The organism is Pseudomonas sp. YL2, from assembly GCF_023063025.1.
Classification (GTDB): domain Bacteria; phylum Pseudomonadota; class Gammaproteobacteria; order Pseudomonadales; family Pseudomonadaceae; genus Aquipseudomonas; species Aquipseudomonas putida_A.
In genome coordinates this window covers 1-24,212 of sequence record NZ_JAJSLU010000006.1, presented here as the reverse complement: position 1 = coordinate 24,212, position 24,212 = coordinate 1, and the positions used below count along the sequence as shown (strand labels likewise).

The following is a 24,212-nucleotide window of genomic DNA, read 5'->3' as shown; positions in this document are numbered from 1 at the left end:
ATTTATGCAGGGCTCAGGATTGAGGAAATACCAGAGACTCAGGCACATCGATATCCCACAACACCCCGGGATCATCCACCGCTACCTCAATCACCCTGCCCTGCTTGAACAAAGGCCTGGCGCCGCGATCACCACTCAATGCCTGCAAGCCCGGCCCGAACGAACGCCCGAACCCCACCGGATGCCCAAATTCGCCCTCCTGCACCGGCACACTAACCGCGTCATCGGTCATTGTCGCCACCACCCGCTCAATACTCGACGGCAGGATAAACGGCATGTCCCCCAACACGACCAGCCAGCCATCTGCATCCGGACAAACCGCAACGCCAGCCGCAATACTGTCACCCATCCCGGTCGATTCAATCGAGACCACGTCACAGCCATAAGCCTGAGCCATGCGCATCGCCTGCGGCCGCGCTTCAGTGGTCACCAGCACCCGCTTGTCGAGGTTGGCCGGCAGATTCAGCAACACTTGCTCGATCACCGAGAGCACCGCGCCATCACGCCCGGTGCAATCGGCCAGCAACTTGTCCTTGTCGGCACCGGCAACCTGGCGAAAGCGACTGCCCTCGCCCGCCGCCAGCACAATCACTGCGATAGATCGACTCATGTGCCCTCCACGACTTTCTTCTGTTTCAACTCGACGCCGTTCTTGATCGCGACGATCTCCGCCAACAACGACAGAGCAATCTCCGCTGGCGAATGACTGCCGATGTTCAGACCGATCGGCCCGTGCAATCGCGCAATGGCAGCTTCTGACAAGCCCAGCTGAGCCAGATTGTCCCGGCGCTTCTGACTGTTGATCCGCGAACCGAGTGCACCGACATAGAAGGCCGGCGAATCGAGCGCGGTGAGCAACGCCATATCATCCAGACGGGGATCGTGAGTCAGCGCGACGATGGCTGTGCGCTCGTCCGTCTGAATGCTCAACACCGCGTCATCCGGCATACCCGGGACGAACCGTCCGTGGTGCTCTTCCCAGCCATAAACGAACTCGGTACGCGGATCGCAGATCAGCACTTCGAAATCCAACAGCCGGGCCATATCGGCCACATACCGCGAAAGCTGTCCGGCGCCGATCAGCAGCAGGCGCCAGCGCGGGCCATAAATAGCGCGCAGGGTCTTGCCGTCGAATTCCAGCACATCGGATTTGCTCGCCGCTGACAGCAGCACTTCACCGGTTTCAATGTTCAGCTCGCGGGCGACAATCTCGTGCGCGTCACATCGCGCGAGCAACTCGGCGACCCACGCCGGATCAGCGACCCGCTCCTCGGTCAGGCGCAGCGTGCCGCCACAGGGCAAGCCGAAACGCGCCGCCTCCTCGCGGGTGACGCCATAGGTAATCAGTTGCACCGGTGGCCCGTCGCTGGCGATGCGCCCGTCGTGCAGACGGGCGATCAAGTCATCCTCGACACAACCGCCGGACACCGAGCCGATCACCACGCCGTCCTCACGTAACGCGAGCATCGCGCCGGGTGCCCGGGGCGCAGTGCCCCAGGTCTGCACCACACTGAACAGCACCACCCGCTGCCCGGCGCGGCGCCATTCGAGCACGCTGCGCAGGACGTTGAGATCGGCGCTGTCCATTACGCCTGCGCCTTCTGCCAACCCTGCAACTGATAACGCACCGGCAAGTTACGGATGCGCTGGCCGGTGGCGGCGAAGATCGCATTGCACAGTGCCGGCGCAATCGGCGGCACGCCGGGTTCACCGACACCACCCAACGGCACGTCGCCCGGCGGCGTCACCAAATGCACCGCGATTTCCTTCGGCGCCAGCGACATGCGCGCCACTTCGTACATATGGAAGTTGTCCTGCTGGACCTTGCCATCCTTGAAGCTGATTTCACCCAGCACCGCGTTGCCCAGGCCCATCACGCACGCGCCCTCGAACTGCGAACGGATACGTTCAGGGTTGATCTGCGGCCCGCAATCGACGGCGATGTCAGCCTTGTGCACGATCAGCGTACCGTCGTCCTTGACCTCGACTTCGATCACCGCCGCCACATAGGTGACGAAGCTGTAATGCACCGCCAGACCGAGGCCTCGGCCCTTGGGCAATTGGCGCCCCCAGCCGGCAGCCTTGGCCGCGGTTTCCAATACCGTGCGCATGCGCCCGGTGTTGATCGGGTAGCGCTCGGGGGATTCGCCGTAGTTCCACTCCTCACTCAGGGTACGCGGATCGATCTGCCGATCCGGGCCGAGCAACTTGATCTGGTACTTGAGCGGATCGACGCCAGCCTTGTGCGCCAGTTCGTCGACGAAACTCTGAATCGCAAAACCGTGAGGAATGTTCGACACCGAGCGATACCAGCCGACGCGGGTATGCACCGTGGCTTCGGGGTTTTCCAGGCGCACGCTGGGAATCGCGTAAGCCATATTGGTGAAACCCATGCCCAGTTCGAACGCCGCTTCATGGTTCATGCCCGGGGCGAACAGCGCCGTAATGCTCGGCGCCACTGTGCGATGCAGCCAGCCGGAGGGCATGCCGTCCTTGCCAACAGCGGCTTTCAAATACTCGGCGGACACCGTGTGGAAATACGAGTTGTGGATGTCATCCTCGCGGGTCCATTGCACCCGCACGGCTTTACCGGGGAACTCCTTGGCAAGGATCGCTGCTTCGACGACGAAATCCGGCTTCGATTTACGGCCGAAACCGCCACCGAGCAGCGTGACGTTGAAGGTGACATTGTCGAACGGCAGCCCGAGGCGCTCGGCGATGCGCTCGCGAGTTACCTGCGGCGCCTGACTCGGCGCCCACGCTTCACACACACCTTTGTCGTAGCGCGCGATGGCGACCATCGGCTCCATCGGTGCCTGCGCCAGATGCGGCAGATAATAGGACGCTTCGAGGCTGCTGGCGGCGCCGCTCAGGGCTTTGTCGATATCACCAGTGTTGCGCACCACTTTGCCGGGTTTGCGCGACGCTGCTTCCAGTTCCTTGCGATAAGCGATCGAGTCATAACTGGCATTGGGGCCGTCGTCCCATTCGATCTTCAGCGCCTCACGCCCCTTGATCGCCGCCCAGGTATTGCTGGCAATCACCGCTACGCCGCCCAGCGGCTGGAATTCCGAAGGCAGCGGACGGCTCTCGATCTGCATGACCTTCAGCACACCCGGAACCTTCAGCGCGGCGCTGTCATCCAGCGACTTGACCTTGCCGCCGTACACCGCCGGACGGGCGATGGTGGCGTAGAGCATGCCGTCGAAATGCACGTCCGCGCCGTACACCGCGCGCCCGTTGACGATATCGGCACCGTCGATGGCTTTGGTGCCTTCCTTGCCGATGTAGCGGAACTCCGACGCCTGCTTGAGGCGCAAGCTGTCACGGGCCGGCACCGCCAGCGCACTGGCGGCAGCGGCAAGTTCGCCGTAACCCAGCTCGTGACCGGACGGTTTGTGCAGGACTTTGTGCAGCTGCGCCTGGCACTCGCCCACCGGCACCTGCCATTGCGCGGCGGCGGCTTGTTCCAGCATGGTCCGGGCCGCGGCGCCGCAACGACGCATCGGCTCATACCAGTGACGCATGCTGCGCGAACCGTCAGTATCCTGGTTGCCGAAACGTACTTCGTCACCCGGCGCCTGTTGCACTTTGACTTTGGCCCAATCGGCGTCCAGTTCATCAGCGACCACCATGCTCAAACTGGTGCGCACGCCCTGGCCCATTTCCGAGCGGTTGCAGACCACGGTGACCGTGCCATCCGCGGCGATGCTGACGTAGACCTTGGGATCGTCGATCCAGCCATTGGGCATGCCGTCGGCACCGAACTTCTTCGGCGCGTCTTCAGCCAGTGCATCCTGCCAGCCCCAACTCGCGGCCAGCACCAATACGCCCGTAGCGCCAACGCCTTTGAGAAAACCGCGACGGCTGAGATTGCTCAGGGCGAAATCATTCGGCAAGCGGCTCATGCCTTGGCCTCCTTCAAGTGAGTCGAGGCCTGGCGGATCGCGGTCTTGATCCGGTTGTAGGTGCCGCACCGGCAAATGTTGCCGACCATTGCCTCTTCGATCTGCTCGTCGCTCGGATCGGGGTTGGTCTTGAGCAACGCGGTGGCGGACATGATCTGCCCGCCCTGACAAAAACCACACTGCGCCACGGCGCTATCGAGCCAGGCTTGCTGCACCACCTGCCCGACTGGATCGGCGTGCAGATTGTCGATGGTGGTGACGTTTTGCCCGACCACCGAGCCGATCGGCGTGATGCAACTGCGCGCCGGCAAGCCGTCGATATGAATGGTGCAGGCACCGCACAGGCCCATGCCGCAGCCGAATTTGGTGCCGTTGTAACCGGCGACATCACGAATAGCCCACAGCAGCGGCATGTCTTCCGTGACATCGAGGGAATGGTCTTGACCGTTTAGTTTCAGGGTAATCATGGGCACGCCCGCATATTTTTAGTGGTTATGGGGTCGAGCAGAACTGGCGGTGGTTCACGCAGATCGACTCAGGCTAATGGGCCAATACACATCAGTGAAGCCGAACACTGAGCCTGTGGCGAGGGTGCTTGCTCCCGCTGGACTGCGGAGCAGGCCCTTCTTGAAAGCGGGGCCGCTACGCGCCCCAGCGGGAGCAAGCTCCCTCGCCACAGGATCATCGCTGACTTATATGTGGTTGGCACAGGCTCTCTTGTGCCGACGCGAACGTCTGCACCGGGCCTTTGGTGGAGCAAATGACGGTTATCGTTAGCTGGCTAAGTTAACCCACCGTTAACAAAAAAGCCCTGCACTTTTTGTTCAGTGCAGGGCTTTGGATACCGACCTGAAGCGTAGCCTCAATAGCGATTCGGCTCCATTTCCAGTTCGACATTGAAACGTTCGGCAATATCTTTCTGGATGCGTTGCGCCAGCTCCAGCAATTGCAGACCGGTCGCGGTGCCGTAGTTGACCAGCACCAGCGCCTGCAATTTATGCACGCCGGCATCGGCCTCGCGGAAACCTTTCCAGCCAGCGCGCTCGATCAACCAGCCGGCGGCCAGTTTCATCTGCCCGTCCGCTTGCGCATAGGCCACCAGATCCGGGTGCTGCGCCTTGATCTGCTCGACCAGCGCGGCCGACACCAGCGGATTCTTGAAGAAACTGCCGGCATTGCCGAGCACCGCCGGATCCGGCAGTTTTTCGCTGCGGATACTGCAGATCGCGCGGCTGACGTCGCTGGGTGTCGGTTGCTCGATGCCTTGCTCGGTCAGGCGCTGACGCACCGGGCCGTATTCCAGATGCAGATGCGCAACACGATCGAGCTTGAAGCGCACCCGCAGGATCAGCCAACGCCCCGGCTGCTGCTTGAACAGGCTGTCGCGGTAGGCGAAGTTGCATTCTTCCAGGCTGAAGTCGCGCAGCTCGCCGGTCTGGCGATCCAGCGCGGTCAGCCCGGCGAACACATCCTTGATCTCGACGCCGTAGGCGCCGATGTTCTGCATCGGTGCCGCGCCCACGGTGCCGGGGATCAGGCTGAGGTTTTCCAGACCGGAAAAACCCAGCGCCAGCGTGTGCTGCACGAACGGGTGCCATGGCTCACCGGCTTCAGCCTCGATCACCACGCGGCTGCCGTCATCGCTGATCAGCCGAATGCCACGGCTGGCCATGCGCAGCACCAGCGCGGGGATATCAGCAGTCAGCAGCAGGTTGCTGCCGCCGCCGATCACCAGCAATGGCAGGTCATGGGCAGTTGCATAGGCCAAGGCTTCGCGCACGTCGGCATCGCTGTGGGCCTCGGCGAACAACTGCGCGCGAACGTCGACGCCGAAACTGTTGAACGGTTTCAGCGAAACCTGTGATTGAAGCTGCAAACTCATAACCGGCCCTTCACTTCGATCAACAGTTGGTCACAGGCTGCTTCAATCAGATCCAGTACCTGCTCGAAACCCTGATCGCCGTCGTAGTACGGATCCGGCACTTCATCGACCACACCGGCATAACGGCGCAGGAACAGGTCCAGCTCGGCCTTGCCGGTGGACGGTTGCAGCGCCTTGAGGTTGCGCAGGTTGCTGTTGTCCATGGCCAGAATCAGGTCGTAACTGGCGAAATCGGCACGACTGACCTGCTGCGCGCGTTGCGCCGACAGGTCATAACCACGCACTTTGGCTGCAGCCTGGCTGCGCTTGTCCGGCGGATTGCCGACGTGCCAGTCACCGGTGCCGGCGGAGGCCACTTCGACCTGATCCGCCAGCCCCGCTGCGCGCAGTTTGTGACGCAACACGCCTTCAGCGGTGGGCGAACGGCAGATGTTGCCCAGGCACACGAACAGAACGCGCATCAGGCCTCCAGCAGGCGACGAACGCGCTCGAGGTCTTCAACGGTGTCGACCCCGGTCGGCGGCGCGATCAACGCATCGGCGACATGAATCCGCACGCCATGCCACAGGGCACGCAGTTGTTCGAGGGATTCCGTGTTTTCCAGCCAGCACGGGCCCCAGCTCACGAAGTCCTGAAGGAACCCGGCGCGGTAGGCGTAAATGCCAATGTGGCGACGGTACGGCACGCCTTCCGGCAACACGTCGCGGCTCTTGGCGAAGGCATCGCGGGCCCACGGCAAGGTGGCGCGGCTGAAGGTCAGCGCCAGACCATTGAGGTCGCTGACGACCTTGACCACGTTCGGATTGAACAGGGTTTCGACGTCTTCGATCGGCTCGGCCAGGGTGGCCATGCGCGCTTCGGTGTGGGCGGCGAGGTTGGCCGCGACCTGATCGATCACGCTCGGCGGGATCAACGGCTCATCACCCTGCACGTTAACCACGATCGCGTCCGGCGCAAGACCCAGCTTCGCCGCGACTTCCGCCAGGCGGTCAGTCCCGGAATTGTGATCTTCACGGGTCAGCACCACTTCAGCGCCGAACGCCTTGCAGGCCTCGACGATGCGCGCATCGTCGGTCGCGACCACCACACGGCTGGCGCTGCTTTTGCTCGCCTGCTCCCAGACATGCTGGATCATCGGCTTGCCGGCGATATCCAGCAGCGGTTTGCCTGGCAGGCGGGTCGAGGCGTAACGCGACGGGATGACAACGGTGAAAGCAGTGGTCATTTATCCAGACGCTCGTCAGTGGTCAGGGTGCGCGCTTCGCTTTCGAGCATCACCGGGATGCCGTCGCGGATCGGATAGGCCAGGCCGGCGCCCTTGCTGATCAGTTCGGTCTTGTCGGCGCTGAGCTTGAGCGGGCCTTTGCAGATCGGGCACGCGAGGATGTCGAGCAATTTGGTGTCCATGAACATTCCCTGGATAAAGAGTTAAGGCAAAAGACGATCGGGCAACAGGCGCATCAATTGGGTGTCGAACCAGGCCACGAAGGCCGGTGACGGCACGGCATCGACCGCCAGATACCACCAGTCGTCTGCTGCGAAGGCACGGCACTTCACCGCGTCCTTTTCGGTCATCACCAACGGCAATGACGGTGTGAAATTCAAGGCCTGCACGCTGTATTCGGCGTGGTCGGCAAACGCATGGGGGACTGCTCGCCAGTCTAGCGCTTCGAGGGTATTGAAGAAACGTTGCGGATTGCCGATCCCGGCCACCGCGTGCACCGATTGACCGGGCGAAAAATGATCGAGCGGCTTGCGCTCGCCACTGCGCAGATTGACCAGCGCCGTCGGTTGCAGGCGAAACGCGAAGCCATCTTCGCGATCCGCAGTGGCACCGTTGAACAGCACGCCATCGACGCTTTGCAGGCGCTCGATCGGCTCGCGCAACGGACCGGCCGGCAGGCAGCGCTTGTTGCCCAAACCACGGGCGGCGTCGATCAGCACCAGCTCCAGATCTCGCGCCAAGCGGTAATGCTGCATGCCATCATCGGAGAGGATCAGGTCCAGCGGCTCACTGGCGAGCAAGGCTTTGACCGCTGCGCTGCGATCAGGGTCGATCATCAGCGGTACGCCGGTGCGCTGCACGATCAACAGCGGTTCATCGCCGGCGACGTCGGCGCTCTGCTCGGCGGTGACCCGCCACGGCAGTTGCGGCGGTTTGGCGCCATATCCACGACTGACCACACCAACCCGCAGACCGGCGCGTCGGCAATGCTCGATCAGCCACAAAATCATTGGCGTCTTGCCGGTGCCGCCGACGGTGATGTTGCCGACCACGATCAACGGCACCGGTGGCTGATAGATCTGGCCGTCACCGTCGAGAAAGCGCTGACGCTTGTTGACCACCACGCGGCGGTAGAGCATTTCCAGCGGCCGCAGCAGCGTCAGGGCCGGATGCCCCTGATACCACGCGGCGAGCAAACGATCGGACAGGCTCATCAGGATTTGGGCGCCGCCTCGACCGTGGTCATGCGCAGATGGCTGAAACCGAGCTTGCCGGCCGCGTCCATGGCGGTGATCACCGATTGGTGTTGGGTCTTGCCGTCGGCGCTGATCGACAACGGCATGTTGGTGTCACCGTTGGCTTCTTTCTGCATGGCTTCCATCAGCGTCGCCAGGTCGTTTTTCGGCAGAATCTTGTTGTTCACCGAGAACACGCCTTCGGCGCTGATCGCGACATCCAGTTGCTTGAGCTGCTGGTCTTCGGCAGGTGAACCGCTGACCGATTCCGGCAGATCGACGCGCAACTGGGTTTCGCGGGTGAAGGTGGTGGTCACGACGAAAAACAGCAACAGGATGAACACCACGTCGATCAGCGACGCGAGGTTGATGTCGATCGTTTCCCGGGGTTTGCGACGGAATTTCACGCTTTGTCCCCGGCCAGATCGACGTCACGGTCGCCCTGCACCACTTCGACCAGTTTGATCGCTTCCTGCTCCATGCCCACCACCAGCTCATCGATGCGGCGTTGCAGGAAACGGTGGAAGAACACCGACGGAATACCGACCATCAGGCCCGCCGCCGTGGTGATCAGTGCCTTGGAAATACCGCCGGCCAGGACCGAGGCGTTGGTGGTCATGCCGGAACCGGTGAAGGCGCTGAAAATGTCGATCATGCCCAATACCGTGCCCAACAGGCCCAGCAACGGCGACATGGCGGCAATCGTGCCCAGCGCGTTGACGTAGCGTTCGAGCTCGTGAATCACCCGCGCGGCGGCTTCTTCGATGCATTCCTTCATGATCTCGCGACCATGCTTGGAGTTGGCCAGGCCCGCGGCGAGGATTTCACCCAGCGGCGAGTTGGCGCGCAATTCCTTGAGCTTTTCTTTATTGAGCTGCTTGTCCTTAATCCAGACCCAGACCTGACCCAGCAGATGCTCGGGGGTGACGCGGCTGGCGCGCAGGGTCCACAGACGCTCGGCGACAATCGCCATGGCCGCGATGGAACTCAGAATGATCGGCAACATCATCCAGCCGCCGGATTTGACCAATTCCCACACAGTGACAGTCCCCTCGAAAAAGTGCGCCACTTTACCATACCGGTTGGCGATTAAGACTCGCTGCCCCGACGACCTGATGCCGCATTCGGCGATCCTGCGATCAATGGTGTTTCAGCGCCAGAAACGCCGTTGTTGACGCATCAGCCACGGCGCCTGAAAGCTGCCCAGGCGCAGCTGAATGGCGCCGTGCTGCGCGCTGTCGTAGATGCGCAGCCCTTGCTGGCGGTAACGCGCGAGCACCAGCGGGTGTGGATGACCGAACGAATTGCCCTGCCCCCTGGAGATCAGCACCGAATGCGGGCGTAATGCCCGCAGCAAAGCCATCGATGAGGAACTGCGGCTGCCGTGGTGGGGTGCTTGCAGCCATTGCGTCGGCAGCGCCAACGGACTCTCCAGCAACACCCGTTCGGCAGCCGTGTCGATATCACCGGTCAGCAGCAGACGCTCGCCATTGGCCTCGATCTGCAACACACAGGAGCGCTGATTGCTGTCATGGGCCGCCGACCATTGCCACAGCTGAAACCGGACCCCGTCCCACTGCCATTGGCGCCCGCTTTCACAGGCCTCGGCCCGCAGGATGGCGGGCAGACCCGGCGAATCGCCGCTGATCACCCGCGTCACTTTCAGGCCCCGCGATACTGCCAACGCACCACCGGCATGGTCGGCATCGGCATGACTGAGCAGCATCAGATCGATGCGGTTGACCCCCAGTTTGTGCAGCGCCGGCAGCACCACCCGCTCCCCCAGATCGAATTCGCCGAAGCGTGGACCGGCGTCGTAGAGCAACGCGTGATGACGCGTGCGGATCAGGATCGCCAGGCCCTGACCGACATCGAGCTGCCAGACATCGGCCTGGCCCTCGGCCACTCGCTCGCGCGGCGGCGCCAGCAGAATCAACAACAACGGCCAGCCCAACGGTCGCAACGGCACCCCACGCGGCAACAGCAACAACACGGCGCCGAGACAGCCAATCAACAAGGCCCACCACGGCAGCGACGGCGAGATCCACGCTGGCCAAGCCCCGGCGATCAGCGACAAGCCACGAAACAGCCAGTCGATCAAACCACCGGCCAGCCACAACAAGCCTGCACCGACGTAAGGCACCGGCAACAACAGCGTGCCGAGCAGCGCCGGTGGCAGCACCAGCAGACTGACCCACGGCACCGCGAGCAGATTTGCCAATGGCCCGCTGAGGCTGATCGGCAGGTTCAGCGCCAGCAGCAGCGGGCACAGACCCAGCGCAATCAGCCATTGCGCGCGGGTCCAGGTCTGCCACCATTTCCACGCACCGAGTCGCCCGCCGAAGGTGAAAATCAAAATCCCCACCGCGGCGAACGACAGCCACAAACCCGGACGCAAACTGGCTAACGGGTCGAGCAACAGCAACGCATCGAATGCCAGCAACAGCGGCCACCACGCGCCGAGATGGCGAAAGCGCAGGCGCCACAACAACACCAGCCCGACCATCACGCAGGCCCGTTGCACCGGCACGTCAAACCCGGCGAGCAAGCCGTAACCGAGCGCCGCGGCAAACGCCAGGCCGCAGGCCCATGGCAGCCATGGCCAGCGCAGCGGCCACCAGCCGTAGCGCGCCAGCCCGGCGACCAACAGATAGATGACCGCCGCCAACATCCCGATGTGTTGACCGGAAATCACCAGCAGATGCACGGTGCCGGTGTCCTGCAGGATCTGCCAATCCTCGCGACTGAGCCCGGAGCCGTCGCCGAGCACTAGCGCCGCCAATGCACCGCCCCGGCCTTGGGCATCGACTGCCATCAAGCGCTGACGAATGCTGTCGCGCCATGCCCAGTTTGCCTCGGCCAGGCGCTGACCATCCTTGATCGTGCCGGTCGCGCCGATGCGTTGCGCCAACAGCCAGGCTTCGTAATCGAAGGCGTCGGGATTGAGCAAACCACCGGGGCGCCTGAGCTTCACCGCCAGGCGCCAGCGCTCGCCGCTGTTGAGCGGTGGTCCGGCGTACCACGCCAGACGCATCAACGACGGCAATTTCTCGTGGCGCGAACGAGCATCGGCCAACTCGAAACGCACCACGCCCTCGCTGTTTTGCGGCAAACCTACCACCCGCCCCTCAACCCAACGGGTTTCGCCATCAAGCACTGCGGGCAGACGATCATTCAATGCCCATTGCGCACTGACGCACGCCCAGGTGAAACCGAACAGCAGAAACGCCAGGGGATAGCTGCGAAACGGCAGCAACATCAGTCCCACCAACGGCAACAACATCATCAACCCGACCGGCGGTAAAACCGGCAAAAAAACCGGAACCAGCAGACCGACTGCCAGCGCCATCATCCCTGTGCGCATAAGCCCGTCCTTGAGAGTTCGTGCATTAGGCGTAGCCGGTACGAAGGCGGGTCGTCGTCAACAATTGTCACAAAGTCTGAATGGGCGCTTCGTAGAATCCAGACATACTTGCCGCCTTAACCGACCGAGAAGCCTTATGCCCCGGCGCTTATTCAAACGTTACATGCCCGATCCGACGAGCATCAGGGAACACAAATCCTTACGCTTTCTCGGCAAGTTGCTGCATGACCCGAACCTCTGGCACCTCAATCGGCACTCGGTGGCCCGGGCGATGGCCGTCGGCCTGTTCGCCGCGTTCCTGCCGATTCCGGCGCAGATGCTGGTGGCGGCGGCACTGGCGATCACCGTGCGCGGCAACATGCCGATTGCCGTCAGTCTGGTCTGGCTGACCAACCCGATCACCATGCCGGCGGTGTTTTTCTGTACTTATCAGGCCGGAGCCTGGTTGATGAATGTGCCCGCCCGCACCCTGCCCGATTCGTTGACCTGGGAATGGATCAGTGGAGAGTTGTCGACCATGTGGCAGCCGTTTCTGCTGGGATCGGTGGTATGCGGGCTGCTACTCGGCATCCTCGCCTACTTCACGGTCATGCTGTATTGGCGCTGGTGGGTGGCGCGGCAATGGGCGCGGCGCAAGAAAAGCCGCAAGTCTTGAATGCAAAACGGCCTCCGCAGTGGAGGCCGTTTTTTTGTAGCGTCTGAATAGGCCCCATCGCGAGCAGGCTCACTCCTACATAGGAACGCGCCCTTCTGTAGGAGTGAGCCTGCTCGCGATGGCAGCGACGCGGTTTCGGATCAGGTCCGCATCCCGCGTCCACTCACCAGCAACCGCGCACAACCGAGGTACAACACCACCGTCGCCACCAGCATGAAGGTGATCGCGATACCGATGCGGATATCCGATACGCCAAGAATGCCGTAACGGAAGGCATTGACCATATGCAGCACCGGGTTGGCCAGCGATACGGTCTGCCAGAACGGCGGCAGCAAGGTGATCGAGTAGAACACGCCACCGAGGTAGGTCAGCGGGGTCAGCACAAACGTCGGGATGATCGAGATGTCATCGAAGTTGCGCGCAAACACAGCGTTGATGAAGCCCAGCAGCGAGAAGATCGTCGCGGTCAGCACCACCACAAGGATGGTCACGCCCAGGTGATGCACCTGCAGATGAGTGAAGAACAACGACAGGATGGTCACGATGACCCCGACCATCAAGCCACGCAGCACGCCGCCAATGGTGAAGCCGATCAGAATCGTATGCGGCGACACCGGCGAGACCATCAGTTCCTCGATGGAACGCTGGAACTTGCTGCCGAAGAAACTCGAGACCACGTTGCCGTAGGAGTTGGTGATCACCGACATCATGATCAGCCCCGGCACGATGTACTCCATGTAACTGAAGCCACCCATGCCGCCAATCTGCTTGCCGATCAGGTTACCGAAGATCACGAAGTACAGAACCATGGTGATCGCCGGCGGCAGCAGGGTCTGCGGCCAGATCCGGGTGAAGCGTTTGACCTCGCGATAAACGATGGTCTGCAGGGCGACGAGGTTGGGGCGGAACTCGGAACTCATACCGCCACCTTCGACAGATTTTTCTCCACCAGGGACACGAACAGCTCCTCGAGACGATTGGTTTTGTTACGCAGGCTCAGCACTTCAATATTCTGCTGCGCCAATTGAGTGAACAGCGCGGTGATGCCCATGGATTTGTCGACCTGGACTTCCAGGGTATGGCCGTCGAGCAACCGGGCGGGATAGCCGATCAATTGCGGCGCGGCGTGCAAGTCGTTTTTCAGATCCAGCAGGAAGGTCTCGACGTGCAACTGGCCCAGCAGCTGTTTCATGCTGGTGTTCTCGACAATGGTGCCGTGGTCGATGATGCCGATGTTGCGGCACAGCTGCTCAGCCTCTTCCAGATAGTGCGTGGTGAGGATGATGGTGATGCCTTTCTGGTTCAGCTCGGTGAGGAACGTCCACATCGAGCGACGCAGTTCGATGTCGACGCCAGCGGTCGGCTCATCGAGGATCAGCAGGCGCGGCTCATGCACCAGGGCGCGAGCAATCATCAGTCGGCGTTTCATGCCGCCGGACAGCGAACGCGACGGCACATCGCGCTTGTCCCACAGGCCGAGCTGGGTCAGGTACTGCTCGGCGCGTTCCTTGGCGATCTTCGCCGGGATGCCGTAGTAACCGGCCTGGGTCACGACGATGTCGAAAGTCTTTTCGAACTGGTTGAAGTTGAATTCCTGAGGCACCACACCGATCGAGCGCTTGAGCGCGGCGGGGTTCTTGTCCAGGTCATGACCGAAGATATTCACCGTGCCGCTGGTCTTGTTGACCAGGGTCGAGAGAATGCCGATGGTCGTGGATTTGCCGGCGCCGTTGGGGCCGAGCAAGGCGAAAAAGTCACCTTCGGCGACGTCCAGATCGATACCACTCAAGGCCTGGAACCCGTTGCCGTAGGTTTTGGTTAGCTGCCGGATGGACAGAGCGGAACTCATATCGGATTTACGCACCAAGAAGGGAAGAAAAGGAAAGATTGGGCCGGGCGGCGAACAAAACAACCACGGCGCATGAGCGCAATGGTGCTTGCCGCCGCCACACAAGTACAGTCAAGAGTGTCGATAGTTATTATCAAGTCAACGCGGTCATGACTGCTTTCTGATAAGCCGGACGCTGCTTCAACCGTGCATACCAAGCCTGCAGATGCGGCTGCGCGGCACGTTCGATGGGCATCTCGAACCAGGCATAAATGAAACTGCCCAGCGGAATATCGCCCATGCCGATTTCGCTGCCGGACAGATATGGCTGGCTGGCGAGGGCCTGATCGGCCATGGCCAGTAGCGCGGTGCATTCCTTGATTGCGGCGTTGATCGCCGGCCAGTCCTGCTGGTCCGCTGGGGTACGCAACACGCCCCAGAACACGGTGCGGAACGGCCCGGCAAAACTCGAGGTGGTCCAGTCCATCCACTTGTCCGCGATGGCCCGGGCTTGCAGGTCTGCCGGATACCAGGCGCTGTTCGGCGCATGTTTGGCCAGCAGGTAACGGACGATCGCATTCGATTCCCACAGCACGAAGCCGTCATCCTCGATCACCGGCACCCGGCCGTTCGGGTTCATCGCCCGGTATTCAGGCGTGTCGACCACACCAAAGGCGCCACCGGCGTCAATCGCCTCGTAGGCCAGGCCCAGCTCTTCGGCGGCCCACAGTGGCTTCCTGACATTCGATGAGTTTTTCCGTCCCCAGATCTTCAGCATGACCGCCTCTTTTCCAATGCGTGGGCAGGCAGCATACGCCGGATCAGACCCGACTCAAATCACTCTGCATATCGCCCAAGACCTTCGCCTGATGTTCGCCGAACAGATGCGGGTAGCACTTTTCCAGGTGTTCGAAAAAGAAATGCTCCGGCACATCGGTGAACTGGCCATGATCGACCAGATACTCCATCAGCAGTGCGCCGTCACGGTTGTACGGGTGGAAAACGCTGTCATTGATGCCGTCAAAGTCCAACGATGCGACGTTGAACAGCTCACAAAGTTGCTGATTGAAGGCCGGCGTGGCCTTGACCCAACGGTCATTGAGGAACAGCTCGGTGTAGCCGTGCATGGCAAACACATCGCTGCGCAGCAGTTCCAGCAGACGCGGGGTCGACAGGTGATTCTTGACGTCGGCCAGACCGATGCGTGCGGGAATGCCGCAATGCCGTGCGCACCCGGCCAGCAATGTGGCCTTGGGCACGCAATAGCTTTCCCCGGTGGCCAGCGCATAGCTGCCGCACAGGGTCTGCGGGTCGAGGCTGAAGGTATACGGGTTGTAGCGCACCGCTTCGCGCACGGCGTAATAGAGACTGATCGCCTGCGCGAGCGGGTCGCGGCTGGCACCGCGGTGTTGTTCGGCGAACTCCACCACCGCCGGGTGGTCACTATCGATGAAGCGGCCGGGACTCAGATACTCGTGCATGACGATGTTCTCCTGGGTGAGCCCCGAGTCTAGCGACAGCTCAAGCACAGAGATAACGACGTTTCGGCCAAACATGCACGCGAAGACGCGGGAGCGGCGAACGATTTCCCACGGGTGTTGCCCACCGAACCTACGAAAACCATCCGGGGTTTCCCACGAGTTCAATCACCATGTTCTGACCACCCCGTTTTACAGATGCCGTCTACGCTCTGAAGGGTCGGTTTGCCTTGGTTCACGGAGGATTACATATGCTGTTGTTGTGGATACTGGTTCTGATCGTCGGTGTGGCGTATCTCGCCCACCGCCGCATCGCCCCCCTGCCCGCGTTGGGTATCGTCGCCGTATACCTGCTGGCGATGGGCATTTTCAGCCATGCCCCGGGCTGGCTGCTGCTGGTATTTTGGGTGGTGCTCGCGGCGGTTGCCGCGCCGCTGCTGCTGCCTGACCTGCGCCGCAAACACTTCACCGCGCCGCTGTTCAACTGGTTCCAGAAAACCCTGCCGCCGATGTCGCAGACCGAACGCGATGCGATCGATGCCGGTACCGTGTGGTGGGACGGTGAGCTGTTCAGCGGCCGTCCGGACTGGGACAAGTTGTTGTCCTACCCGAAAGTGCAACTGACCGAAGAGGAACAGGCCTTTATCGACGGCCCCACCGAAGAACTCTGCGCGATGGTCACTGACTGGCAGATCGGCCAGTCGATGGACCTGCCGCCCGAAGCCTGGAGCCACATCAAGGAACACGGTTTCTTCGCCCTGATCATTCCCAAGGAATTCGGCGGCAAGGGCTTTTCGGCCTATGCCCACTCGCAAGTGGCGATGAAACTCGCGACCCGCAGCGGCGACCTCGCCTCCACCGTGATGGTGCCCAACTCCCTCGGCCCGGCCGAACTGCTGCTGCATTACGGCACCGACGAACAACGCAATCACTACCTGCCGCGGCTGGCCCGTGGCGACGACATTCCGTGCTTCGCCCTCACCGGCCCACTGGCCGGTTCCGATGCCGGCGCCATGCCGGACACCGGGATCATCTGCAAAGGTGAATGGGAAGGCCAGGAAGTCATCGGTCTGCGCCTGAACTGGGAAAAACGCTACATCACTCTCGGCCCGGTCGCGACCCTGCTCGGTCTGGCCTTCAAAGCCTATGACCCGGAGCATCTGCTGGGCGACAAGGAAGATCTCGGCATCAGTCTGGCGCTGATCCCCACCGATACACCGGGTGTGGAAATCGGCCGTCGTCACCTGCCACTGGGTGCCGCGTTCATGAACGGCCCGAACTCGGGCAAAGCCGTGTTCATCCCGCTGGACTACCTCATCGGCGGCCAGGACATGCTCGGCAAGGGCTGGATGATGCTGATGAACTGCCTGTCGGTCGGGCGTTCGATTTCGCTGCCGGCAGTCGGCACTGGCGCGGCCAAATTCACCAGTCTGGTGACCGGTCAATACGCGCAGATACGTGAGCAGTTCAACGTCCCGCTGTCGGCCTTCGAAGGCATTCAGGAAGCCATGGCGCGCATCGGCGGCAACGCCTGGATGATGGACGCCGCACGCATGCTCACCGCCAACGCGGTGGATCTGGGCGAGAAACCGTCGGTGCTGTCGGCGATCCTCAAGTATCACCTGACCGAACGCGGCCGCGAGTGCATCACCCACGCCATGGATGTGCACGGCGGCAAGGCGATCATCATGGGGCCGAACAACTACCTCGGGCGCAGCTGGAACGGCGCACCGATCTTCATCACCGTGGAAGGCGCGAACATCCTCTCGCGCAACCTGATGATCTTCGGTCAGGGCGCCATTCGTTGCCATCCGTTCGTACTCAAGGAAATGGCCCTCGCCGGCCGTGAAGACAAGGAACAGGCACTGAAAGAATTCGATGGCCTGCTGCTCAAGCACATCGGTTTTGCCGTCGGCAATGCCGCCAGCACCCTGGTGCTGAACCTGGGCTTCGGCCACTTCGAACATGCACCCGGGGACAGGATCAGTCAGGGCTACTTCCGCGCACTCAATCGGCAGGCAGCGGCATTTGCCATGCTGGCCGACTTCAGCATGATGCTGCTGGGTGGCGAACTGAAGCGCCGGGAACGCCTGTCCGCACGTCTTGGCGATGTGTTGAGCAACCTGTATCTGGCCTCCGCTGCGCTCAAGCGTTATCACGATCTGGATTCGCCGGCGCATATGGAGCCGCTGTTCCGCTGGGCCATGGAAGAAAGCCTCGGCCAGTCGGAACGGGCGCTGGATGAGCTGCTGAGCAACTTCCCGAACAAAGTATTTGGCTGCCTGCTGCGGGTGATCGTGTTCCCGTTCGGCCGTCGCCACAAAGGCCCGTCGGACAAGCTCGGCGCCGAAGTGGCAGCGGTGATCGGTCGTGCCAAAGGCGATCCGACCCTCGAAGAACTGCTCGCCGGCTGCTATCGCCCGCAGTCCGTCGACGATGCCGTCGGTGCCCTGCAACACGCCAGCGATTTGCTGAATGCCGCCCAACCGCTGCACAAAAAACTGCACACCTCGCTCAAGAGCGGTCAGATCAAACCGGTGGCTGGCGAACACGCCATCGACGCCGCACTGGAGGCCGGGGTGTTGCAACCGCAGGAAGCACAGACCCTGCGCGATGCCGAAGCGGCGCGGCGCAAGGTGATCGACGTCGATGATTTCGACAAGGAAGAACTGAAACAGGCTGAGGGCAAAGTCCGCTGATGCCGACGACCGTGTAGCTGTTTATTTGTGAAAAACGGGCACGAGAGCTTTATACTCCCGCGCCCGTTTTGCTCTTGAGGACTTATCTCGTGTCCAACGTCGTTGCCGATCATCTGGTTTTGCTCGACCATCTGCGCAGTATCCTGGTCGCCGTAGGTGAGGCCGAACAGGTTCCCGAAGAAAGCCATGCCTTGTTCCTGGAGCGCTTTGACGAACTGCTGGCGTCCCTGCCGATCGATCCGATCGAAAGCCAGTACCTGGGCCAGGACATCCTGACCCAAGTGATTACCCGCTATCCGCAAATTGCCCACCTGATCCCGCGGGATCTGCTGTGGTTCTTCGCTGGTGACTGCCTGCACTACTTGTCTGATGAAGAAATCGACCTGTATCAGGCACTGGAAGAACGTCGCTACGAGGCCGAACAGAACGACGAACCGTTCGACTGGAATCAGGAAAAACAGTTGCTGGCGATGTCTGCCCAGGACAGCAAGCACTAAGCGTCCAAAGATCAAAAGATCGCAGCCTGCGGCAGCTCCTACAGGGATTGTGTAGGAGCTGCCGCAGGCTGCGGTCTTTTGCTTTTAAAGCAGCCCCTCGCTCTCCGGCAATTCATACGCAAGCGCCAGATTATTCGGCGCCCCCGCCTTGCCCGGCTTGCTCAACGTCGGCTCCTTCTCCAGGCACTCCACCAGATAATCGATGAATACCCGCAGCTTCGGCGGCAGGTAGCGCGTGGGCGAATGCAGCAACCACAGACCACCGTGGTAGGAAGCGAGAAATGTCCACTCCGGCAACACCTGCACGATCAACTTCTGCTCAAGCGCATAACGCGCGGTGAAGTACGGCAGGCTGCCAATACCAATGTGCTGCAACACTGCCCCGAGCCGCACGCCCGTATGGTTGGCGGCATAACGGCCACGTACGCCGACGGTCACCGCTTTGCTGCCCTTCTTGAATTTCCAGCGCGCATCGCTCGGGGTTTCACCCAGATAGATGCAGCTGTGATTGAGCAAGTCATGCGGGTGGGTCGGCGTGCCATGTTCGGCCAGGTATTGCGGGGTGGCGCAGAGCAAATGGTCGATGGTCAGCAACTGCCGTCCGACCAGCCCGGCCGGCGGTCGATCAGTGATACGAATCGCCAGGTCGACATGATCGTCAATCAAATCAACCTGGCGGTCTTCCAGCAGCAACTCGACATCGACTTTCGGATAACGCCGCAGAAACTCAGGCATGTGCGGATGAATCACGAAACGCCCGACCGCTTTCGGCACACTGACCCGCACCAGCCCTTCCGCCTCGTGGGTGAACTGCCCACTGATCTCCATCACCGATTTGGCGGCGCTGACCATCTCCTGACAGCGCTTGAACACTTCCTCGCCACCGTCACTCAAGCGCAGTTTGCGCGTAGTGCGCTGCAGCAAACGCGTGGCCAGGGCCTTTTCCAGCCGGGAAATGCTGCGACTGATCGCCGACGGCGACGAGCCCAACTGGCGGGCCGCCTCGGAAAAACTGCCGGTCTCCACGACCTTGACGAAGATCGCCATTTCACCGAGCAGTGGCAGCGGAAGATTGATGCTCACAGCGCACAAGTCCTTTGATGTTTGAACGGATTATCACGTTATTGCACGATTCATATAATAAAAACAGACACTTTAATAAGGGCATGGAATATGACGCTTCGCCTCTTTTTCCATAGTGATGACCTCAAGGCTAATGTGGAAGTCCTCGACTGCACGCCCCACGAGAACGAATTTGCCGTGGTGCTGCGCGCCACGTTGTTTCATCCGCAAGGCGGTGGTCAGCCTTGTGACACCGGCATGATCGGCGAAAGCCAGGTGCTGCGCGTGGTGCAGGAACCTGACCGGATCGTGCATTACGTCGATCGTCCGGTAAAACCCGGCATGACCTGTATTCACGTGGATGAACAACGTCGCCGCTACAACACCCGCATGCACTCGGCCGGGCACCTGATCGGGCATTTCGTGCAGGCCATGGGCTGGACGCCGATCAAGGCGCACCACTGGCCGGACGAGGGCCGAGTGCAATTCAAGCCGGGCGATGCCGCTCAGGAAGTCGACGCGCCAACCGTTCAATACGGTATCCGTCAGTGGATCGAACACGATCTGCCGCGCCTGACCTCGCTGCGTGAAGGAGCGCGGGAAATCGGTTTTGGCGAGCTGCCGGCCTATGGCTGCGGTGGCACCCATGTACGCAGCCTGAAGGATTTGGGCACAGTCACGATCGCCTCGCTTTCGCAGAAGAAAGGCACGTTATCCGTCCACTACAGCGTGGATTAAGCTTCTCGGGCGCTGCTCCGCGCAGCGTCCGACGCCGGGGGAACCGCACTCGCCGGTTCCGTTGACTATCGATAGATGGACCTAAAAAAAATGATGCTAGACGTCGAGCGTCTCGATGAGACGTGCATAAAAAAACTGGCCAACGAAGATGTCCTCGCCATCCGCGTCAAAGGCTTCTTGCCCGAGCCGCTGGCGATCGAGATTGGCGACAAGATTCTTGCTCCGGGCTTCGAGGGTTACATCAACGCGCCGAGCATCGGCCGCATCGGCATGGCGTTTTACGAGGCGGAAAACCAGCCGCTGCTGATCGAGGACTACTTCGAGCGCGCCACCCGCAACATCGCCGAACTGCGCGAGCGCTGTGCGCCCTATTCCTCGCCGGTCGACACCCTGCGCTGCATGCTCGACGAGTCGTGGCCGGCCGGCGCGCATCTGGAAAACCTCTATGGCCGCAAGATGTATGTCGGCCTGTCGCGGGTGGTCAAACCCGGCGTGTGCTTCCTCGCCCACCACGACATTTTCGCCAAGGACGCCCCGGACAGCTTTCAGGCCCGCAGCCTGGAGGCGCAGTTCGCCTGCAACGTGTACCTGAACATGCCGACCGAGGGCGGCGCACTGCAGATGTGGGACGACGACATCACCCCGGATCAGTTCGACCAGATGCGTGGCGACAGTTACGGCATCGACCCGGCGCTGCTCGGCCCACCGACCCTGGAAGTGCGGCCGGAGCCGGGCGATTTCATCATGTTCAATTCGCGCTGCATGCACTCGGTGACCCCGGGCGTGGCGGATCCGCGCTTGAGCCTTTCGTTCTTTGTCGGCTATCGCGGCAATGCTTCACCCCTGACCTTCTGGAGCTGAGATGTTATCGAACTACCTGGGCGAGTTTCTGGCGCTGGCCACCATTCACTTTCTGGCCGTGGTCGCTCCCGGCCCGGACTTTGCCGTGACCATTCGCCAAAGCGTGCGCTTCGGCCGACTGGTGGGCATCTGCACCGCACTGGGCATCGGCGCCGGCATTTCCGTGCACGTTCTCTACACCTTGCTCGGCGTTGGCGCCCTGATGCACACCACGCCGTGGTTGCTGACGGTGGCCAAGGTGATCGGTGGCGCATACATCTTTTACCTCGGCATCAGCCTGATCCGCAGTAAACCGAAGACCACGCTCGAAGGCGAAAAAAGCGCTGACGAACCGCTGGTCGAGCAGTCGCTGTTCAAGGCGTTCAGCACCGGTTTTCTGACCAATGCCACCAACCCCAAGGCCACGCTGTTCTTCCTGGCGATCTTCACCACGATCATCAGCGCCAGCACCCCGCTGAATATTCAGGCGCTGTACGGGGTGTGGATGTGCTTCGTCAATGCGCTGTGGTTCGTGATCGTCGCGCTGTTTTTCTCCAGCAGCCGGGTACGCACCCTGTTCATGCGCATGGGCCATTGGTTCGAGCGCAGCATGGGCGTGATCCTGATTCTGTTCGCCGGCAGGCTGGTGCTGTCGATGTAAAAACGACACTCAAAGACAAGGCCCGGTCAGTTGCACACTGCTCGGGCCTTTTTCGTTTGTGCGCCGCTTTTGCATTTCTGTGCGACGGATCCCACTTCAGGGGCTCCCCTTCAACACCTTCGCGGTGTTAGTTTGGAAAAGATTTGTTTCAACTTTCAAACACTTCCACTCAACTGCCTGCAAAGGAATGCCCACCGCAATGAATTTTTCTCTCAAGCGACTGGCTGCTGCCAGCCTGGCTCTGGTCAGTCTTTCGTCGTTCACCCTGCCTGCCCAGGCCAACATCACCCCTGAGCAAAGTGCTGCGATCCTTAAGACCTTCAGCGATACGACGGCCAGCGATTTTCGTCAGTTTCTCGGTGCCGTAGCGAAAAGCGATCTGAGCAAGACCGACAACCTCGCCCCGGCGATCAATGGTTTTCTCGACAACAAGACCCTGACCGCCGAGCAACAGAACGAGATCAATCGCCTGCTGGGCATCTACACCCGCGCCAAGTACGGCAAAGCCGCCCTGGAAACCCTGCGCGAACTGGTGGAAATCCCGACCTTCCAGAAAGAAGGCGTGGCCCAGCACGACAATCCGGAGTTCATCAAGATCGCCGAAAAGATCAAGAACCTCGCCGAATCGTTCAACCTGAAGTTCCGCAACGTCGACAACCGCGTCTATGAAATTTCCCTCGACGGCAGCGGCGACGAAGTCGTGGGCATTCACGCGCACGCCGACGTGGTGCCGGTCACCCCGGAAAACTGGGTGCTGAAGGACGGCACCAAACTCGACCCGTTCAAAGTCACGCTGATCGGCGACCGCATGTACGGTCGCGGCACCGAGGACGACAAGAACGGCATCGTCGTCGCGATGTACGCGATGAAAGTGATCAAGGAAGAAAAGCTGCCGCTGGCACGCAACTTCAAACTGCTGGTGGACACCACTGAAGAAACCACCGGCGACGCGATCCCGTATTACTTCGAACACAACCCGACACCGAACTACAACATGGCGCTGGACGGTGGCTACCCGGTGGTTATCGCCGAGAAAGGCTACGGCACGGTCATGGCCAACTTCCCGCTGCGCAAGGCTGAAGGCAGCGGCGCAGAAATCATCTCGATGACCGGCGGCCTGGCAACCAACCAGATTCCATCGGTCTCGGTGGCGACACTCGTCACCGACAAGCCTGAGCAACTGGCTGCGACTCTGCAGAAAGCCGGCAGCGAATACGCGAAAAAACACGGTGGTGACTTCCAAGTCGCGGCCAAGGTTGACGGCAAAGACGTCAAGCTGAGTGTCACCGGTGTGTCCGCGCACTCCTCCGAACCCGAGTCCGGCGTCAACCCGGTCGCGCGGATGCTCGACTTCATCAACAGCCTCGACGGCAAGGTGGCGCTCAAGCACAACCAGATCACCGACGCGGCGCGCTATGCGTCCAACAACTGGGGCCTGGATTACCTCGGGAAAAAACTCGGCGTGGACTTCTCCGATTCGTTCATGGGTCCGCTGACCACCTCGCTGACCTACGTCGGCGTGGACGACAAAGCCTTCAAACTGGCAGTCAACCTGCGCGTGCCGAAGGGTAAATCGCCAGAAGTGCTGAAGAAGCAAATCGCTGACAAACTGGCGGCCTGGAGCAAGAAATCCCACGTTGCCGTGGACTTCACTTACTCGATCGCCGAACCGATGTACCGCAATCCGGAAGGCGAATGGGTCAAGGCACTGCTGGCGGTGGCCACTGAAAACCTCGGCATGAAGCACGAGTTCGGCACGTCTGCCGGCGCGACCTCAGTGCATGAACTGCCGAACGGCGTGCAATTCGGCCTGGCCCGGCCTGAAGTGAAATACACCGGGCATACCGATGGCGAGTTCAAGACGGTTGACCAGTTCCTGCTGGATCTGCAGATCGTTACTGAGATGATGGGCCGTGTCGGCCAGCTACCGAAGCTCTGATAAGGCATGGGCCCGTGATTCAGCGGGCCTGACGTGAAAACAAAAAAGGACCCGAAGGTCCTTTTTTGTTGCGCGCTGAATGCTGCACAAACAAAAACGCCGATCATCACTGATCGGCGTTTTTGTGAAATTGGAGCGGGAAACGAGACTCGAACTCGCGACCCCGACCTTGGCAAGGTCGTGCTCTACCAACTGAGCTAT

The 24,212-nt window shown here is 61.1% G+C and carries 24 protein-coding genes; 7 read left to right on the top strand and 17 right to left on the bottom strand.

Going from position 1 to position 24,212, the window contains the following annotated elements:
• Nucleotides 1-13 precede the first annotated feature (13 nt).
• The 12 genes from LVD08_RS11100 to LVD08_RS11045 all read right to left on the bottom strand — a co-directional run bounded on the left by LVD08_RS11100 (nt 14) and on the right by LVD08_RS11045 (nt 11,614).
• Nucleotides 14-610 carry a nucleotidyltransferase family protein gene (locus LVD08_RS11100; RefSeq protein ID WP_247268141.1) on the bottom strand — a complete coding sequence of 199 codons (597 nt, stop codon included), beginning with the start codon at nt 608-610 and terminating at the stop codon, nt 14-16.
• Nucleotides 607-1,587, bottom strand: coding sequence for an XdhC family protein (locus LVD08_RS11095; RefSeq protein ID WP_247268140.1), 981 nt, complete (start codon nt 1,585-1,587; stop codon nt 607-609). The genes LVD08_RS11100 and LVD08_RS11095 overlap by 4 nt, the downstream gene beginning before the upstream one ends.
• Nucleotides 1,587-3,908, bottom strand: coding sequence for a xanthine dehydrogenase family protein molybdopterin-binding subunit (locus LVD08_RS11090; protein WP_247268139.1), 2,322 nt, complete (start codon nt 3,906-3,908; stop codon nt 1,587-1,589). Before LVD08_RS11090 ends, LVD08_RS11095 begins: the two co-directional genes overlap by 1 nt.
• Nucleotides 3,905-4,375 carry a (2Fe-2S)-binding protein gene (locus LVD08_RS11085; protein ID WP_096794874.1) on the bottom strand — a complete coding sequence of 157 codons (471 nt, stop codon included), beginning with the start codon at nt 4,373-4,375 and terminating at the stop codon, nt 3,905-3,907. Before LVD08_RS11085 ends, LVD08_RS11090 begins: the two co-directional genes overlap by 4 nt.
• A 395-nt stretch (nt 4,376-4,770) precedes the next feature.
• Nucleotides 4,771-5,790, bottom strand: coding sequence for a UDP-N-acetylmuramate dehydrogenase (gene murB, locus LVD08_RS11080; protein WP_134787080.1), 1,020 nt, complete (start codon nt 5,788-5,790; stop codon nt 4,771-4,773).
• Nucleotides 5,787-6,251, bottom strand: a complete 465-nt coding sequence (locus LVD08_RS11075; protein WP_007967581.1) for a low molecular weight protein-tyrosine-phosphatase — start codon at nt 6,249-6,251, stop codon at nt 5,787-5,789. The genes murB and LVD08_RS11075 overlap by 4 nt, the downstream gene beginning before the upstream one ends.
• Nucleotides 6,251-7,015, bottom strand: a complete 765-nt coding sequence (gene kdsB, locus LVD08_RS11070; RefSeq protein WP_247268138.1) for a 3-deoxy-manno-octulosonate cytidylyltransferase — start codon at nt 7,013-7,015, stop codon at nt 6,251-6,253. The genes LVD08_RS11075 and kdsB overlap by 1 nt, the downstream gene beginning before the upstream one ends.
• The gene (locus LVD08_RS11065; RefSeq protein ID WP_003174668.1) at nt 7,012-7,197 is read right to left on the bottom strand and encodes a Trm112 family protein; all 186 of its coding nucleotides are present in this window, start codon (nt 7,195-7,197) and stop codon (nt 7,012-7,014) included. Before LVD08_RS11065 ends, kdsB begins: the two co-directional genes overlap by 4 nt.
• A gap of 21 nt (nt 7,198-7,218) precedes the next feature.
• Nucleotides 7,219-8,229 (bottom strand): tetraacyldisaccharide 4'-kinase, encoded by a 1,011-nt coding sequence (lpxK, locus tag LVD08_RS11060; protein WP_247268137.1) that lies wholly within the window; start codon nt 8,227-8,229, stop codon nt 7,219-7,221.
• Complete coding sequence (locus tag LVD08_RS11055; RefSeq protein ID WP_027612340.1) at nt 8,229-8,657, bottom strand: ExbD/TolR family protein; 429 nt, start codon at nt 8,655-8,657, stop codon at nt 8,229-8,231. Before LVD08_RS11055 ends, lpxK begins: the two co-directional genes overlap by 1 nt.
• Nucleotides 8,654-9,289 (bottom strand): MotA/TolQ/ExbB proton channel family protein, encoded by a 636-nt coding sequence (locus tag LVD08_RS11050; RefSeq protein WP_003227083.1) that lies wholly within the window; start codon nt 9,287-9,289, stop codon nt 8,654-8,656. The genes LVD08_RS11055 and LVD08_RS11050 overlap by 4 nt, the downstream gene beginning before the upstream one ends.
• A 111-nt stretch (nt 9,290-9,400) precedes the next feature.
• A complete protein-coding gene (locus LVD08_RS11045; RefSeq protein ID WP_247268136.1) occupies nt 9,401-11,614 on the bottom strand; it encodes a DNA internalization-related competence protein ComEC/Rec2 in 2,214 nt (737 codons plus the stop codon).
• 136 nt (nt 11,615-11,750) lie between these two features.
• Between LVD08_RS11045 and LVD08_RS11040 the strand changes: the two genes are divergently transcribed.
• Nucleotides 11,751-12,269, top strand: a complete 519-nt coding sequence (locus LVD08_RS11040) for a DUF2062 domain-containing protein (RefSeq protein WP_097088476.1) — start codon at nt 11,751-11,753, stop codon at nt 12,267-12,269.
• Between the two features lie 140 nt (nt 12,270-12,409).
• Here the strand turns inward: LVD08_RS11040 and LVD08_RS11035 are convergent, their stop codons facing one another.
• The 4 genes from LVD08_RS11035 to LVD08_RS11020 form a co-directional block, all read right to left on the bottom strand.
• Nucleotides 12,410-13,189, bottom strand: a complete 780-nt coding sequence (locus LVD08_RS11035) for an ABC transporter permease (protein WP_027612336.1) — start codon at nt 13,187-13,189, stop codon at nt 12,410-12,412.
• Nucleotides 13,186-14,118 (bottom strand): ABC transporter ATP-binding protein, encoded by a 933-nt coding sequence (locus tag LVD08_RS11030; RefSeq protein WP_027612335.1) that lies wholly within the window; start codon nt 14,116-14,118, stop codon nt 13,186-13,188. The genes LVD08_RS11035 and LVD08_RS11030 overlap by 4 nt, the downstream gene beginning before the upstream one ends.
• A 133-nt stretch (nt 14,119-14,251) precedes the next feature.
• A complete protein-coding gene (locus LVD08_RS11025; protein ID WP_096794868.1) occupies nt 14,252-14,875 on the bottom strand; it encodes a glutathione S-transferase family protein in 624 nt (207 codons plus the stop codon).
• Nucleotides 14,876-14,918: 43 nt separating this feature from the next.
• Nucleotides 14,919-15,578, bottom strand: a complete 660-nt coding sequence (locus LVD08_RS11020) for a transglutaminase-like domain-containing protein (protein WP_247268135.1) — start codon at nt 15,576-15,578, stop codon at nt 14,919-14,921.
• A 248-nt stretch (nt 15,579-15,826) separates the two neighbouring features.
• On the opposite strand from LVD08_RS11020, the gene LVD08_RS11015 reads away from it, so the two are divergent.
• Together LVD08_RS11015 and LVD08_RS11010 are read left to right on the top strand one after the other, a co-directional pair.
• A complete protein-coding gene (locus LVD08_RS11015; RefSeq protein WP_247268134.1) occupies nt 15,827-18,274 on the top strand; it encodes an acyl-CoA dehydrogenase in 2,448 nt (815 codons plus the stop codon).
• Between the two features lie 89 nt (nt 18,275-18,363).
• Nucleotides 18,364-18,771: a PA2817 family protein gene (locus tag LVD08_RS11010; protein WP_007967565.1), complete on the top strand. Its 408-nt coding sequence runs from the start codon at nt 18,364-18,366 to the stop codon at nt 18,769-18,771.
• Nucleotides 18,772-18,855: 84 nt separating this feature from the next.
• Here LVD08_RS11010 and LVD08_RS11005 read toward each other — a convergent pair whose 3' ends face one another.
• Nucleotides 18,856-19,854, bottom strand: a complete 999-nt coding sequence (locus LVD08_RS11005) for a LysR family transcriptional regulator (protein ID WP_027612331.1) — start codon at nt 19,852-19,854, stop codon at nt 18,856-18,858.
• A 90-nt stretch (nt 19,855-19,944) separates the two neighbouring features.
• Between LVD08_RS11005 and LVD08_RS11000 the strand changes: the two genes are divergently transcribed.
• The 4 genes from LVD08_RS11000 to LVD08_RS10985 all read left to right on the top strand — a co-directional run bounded on the left by LVD08_RS11000 (nt 19,945) and on the right by LVD08_RS10985 (nt 24,011).
• A complete protein-coding gene (locus tag LVD08_RS11000) occupies nt 19,945-20,571 on the top strand; it encodes a hypothetical protein (protein ID WP_098965050.1) in 627 nt (208 codons plus the stop codon).
• Between the two features lie 90 nt (nt 20,572-20,661).
• The gene (locus LVD08_RS10995; RefSeq protein WP_247268133.1) at nt 20,662-21,432 is read left to right on the top strand and encodes a 2OG-Fe(II) oxygenase; all 771 of its coding nucleotides are present in this window, start codon (nt 20,662-20,664) and stop codon (nt 21,430-21,432) included.
• Nucleotide 21,433: 1 nt separating this feature from the next.
• On the top strand, nt 21,434-22,072 hold the full coding sequence (locus LVD08_RS10990) for a LysE family translocator (protein ID WP_096797798.1): 639 nt from the start codon (nt 21,434-21,436) through the stop codon (nt 22,070-22,072).
• 199 nt (nt 22,073-22,271) lie between these two features.
• Nucleotides 22,272-24,011 (top strand): dipeptidase, encoded by a 1,740-nt coding sequence (locus LVD08_RS10985; RefSeq protein ID WP_247268132.1) that lies wholly within the window; start codon nt 22,272-22,274, stop codon nt 24,009-24,011.
• Nucleotides 24,012-24,212: the final 201 nt, after the last annotated feature.

What these genes read in the sequence shown, in the direction of transcription:
- LVD08_RS11040 (WP_097088476.1), top strand. Translation starts at nt 11,751, where the DNA reads ATGCCCCGGCGCTTATTCAAACGTTACATGCCCGATCCGACGAGCATC.
- LVD08_RS11045 (WP_247268136.1), bottom strand. Translation starts at nt 11,614, where the DNA reads ATGCGCACAGGGATGATGGCGCTGGCAGTCGGTCTGCTGGTTCCGGTT.
- LVD08_RS11085 (WP_096794874.1), bottom strand. Translation starts at nt 4,375, where the DNA reads ATGATTACCCTGAAACTAAACGGTCAAGACCATTCCCTCGATGTCACG.
- LVD08_RS11090 (WP_247268139.1), bottom strand. Translation starts at nt 3,908, where the DNA reads ATGAGCCGCTTGCCGAATGATTTCGCCCTGAGCAATCTCAGCCGTCGC.
- LVD08_RS11095 (WP_247268140.1), bottom strand. Translation starts at nt 1,587, where the DNA reads ATGGACAGCGCCGATCTCAACGTCCTGCGCAGCGTGCTCGAATGGCGC.
- LVD08_RS11030 (WP_027612335.1), bottom strand. Translation starts at nt 14,118, where the DNA reads ATGAGTTCCGCTCTGTCCATCCGGCAGCTAACCAAAACCTACGGCAAC.
- murB (WP_134787080.1), bottom strand. Translation starts at nt 5,790, where the DNA reads ATGAGTTTGCAGCTTCAATCACAGGTTTCGCTGAAACCGTTCAACAGT.
- LVD08_RS11035 (WP_027612336.1), bottom strand. Translation starts at nt 13,189, where the DNA reads ATGAGTTCCGAGTTCCGCCCCAACCTCGTCGCCCTGCAGACCATCGTT.
- LVD08_RS11075 (WP_007967581.1), bottom strand. Translation starts at nt 6,251, where the DNA reads ATGCGCGTTCTGTTCGTGTGCCTGGGCAACATCTGCCGTTCGCCCACC.
- LVD08_RS11065 (WP_003174668.1), bottom strand. Translation starts at nt 7,197, where the DNA reads ATGGACACCAAATTGCTCGACATCCTCGCGTGCCCGATCTGCAAAGGC.
- LVD08_RS10990 (WP_096797798.1), top strand. Translation starts at nt 21,434, where the DNA reads ATGTTATCGAACTACCTGGGCGAGTTTCTGGCGCTGGCCACCATTCAC.
- LVD08_RS11000 (WP_098965050.1), top strand. Translation starts at nt 19,945, where the DNA reads ATGACGCTTCGCCTCTTTTTCCATAGTGATGACCTCAAGGCTAATGTG.
- LVD08_RS11015 (WP_247268134.1), top strand. Translation starts at nt 15,827, where the DNA reads ATGCTGTTGTTGTGGATACTGGTTCTGATCGTCGGTGTGGCGTATCTC.
- LVD08_RS11025 (WP_096794868.1), bottom strand. Translation starts at nt 14,875, where the DNA reads ATGCTGAAGATCTGGGGACGGAAAAACTCATCGAATGTCAGGAAGCCA.
- LVD08_RS11100 (WP_247268141.1), bottom strand. Translation starts at nt 610, where the DNA reads ATGAGTCGATCTATCGCAGTGATTGTGCTGGCGGCGGGCGAGGGCAGT.
- lpxK (WP_247268137.1), bottom strand. Translation starts at nt 8,229, where the DNA reads ATGAGCCTGTCCGATCGTTTGCTCGCCGCGTGGTATCAGGGGCATCCG.
- LVD08_RS11020 (WP_247268135.1), bottom strand. Translation starts at nt 15,578, where the DNA reads ATGCACGAGTATCTGAGTCCCGGCCGCTTCATCGATAGTGACCACCCG.
- kdsB (WP_247268138.1), bottom strand. Translation starts at nt 7,015, where the DNA reads ATGACCACTGCTTTCACCGTTGTCATCCCGTCGCGTTACGCCTCGACC.
- LVD08_RS10995 (WP_247268133.1), top strand. Translation starts at nt 20,662, where the DNA reads ATGATGCTAGACGTCGAGCGTCTCGATGAGACGTGCATAAAAAAACTG.
- LVD08_RS10985 (WP_247268132.1), top strand. Translation starts at nt 22,272, where the DNA reads ATGAATTTTTCTCTCAAGCGACTGGCTGCTGCCAGCCTGGCTCTGGTC.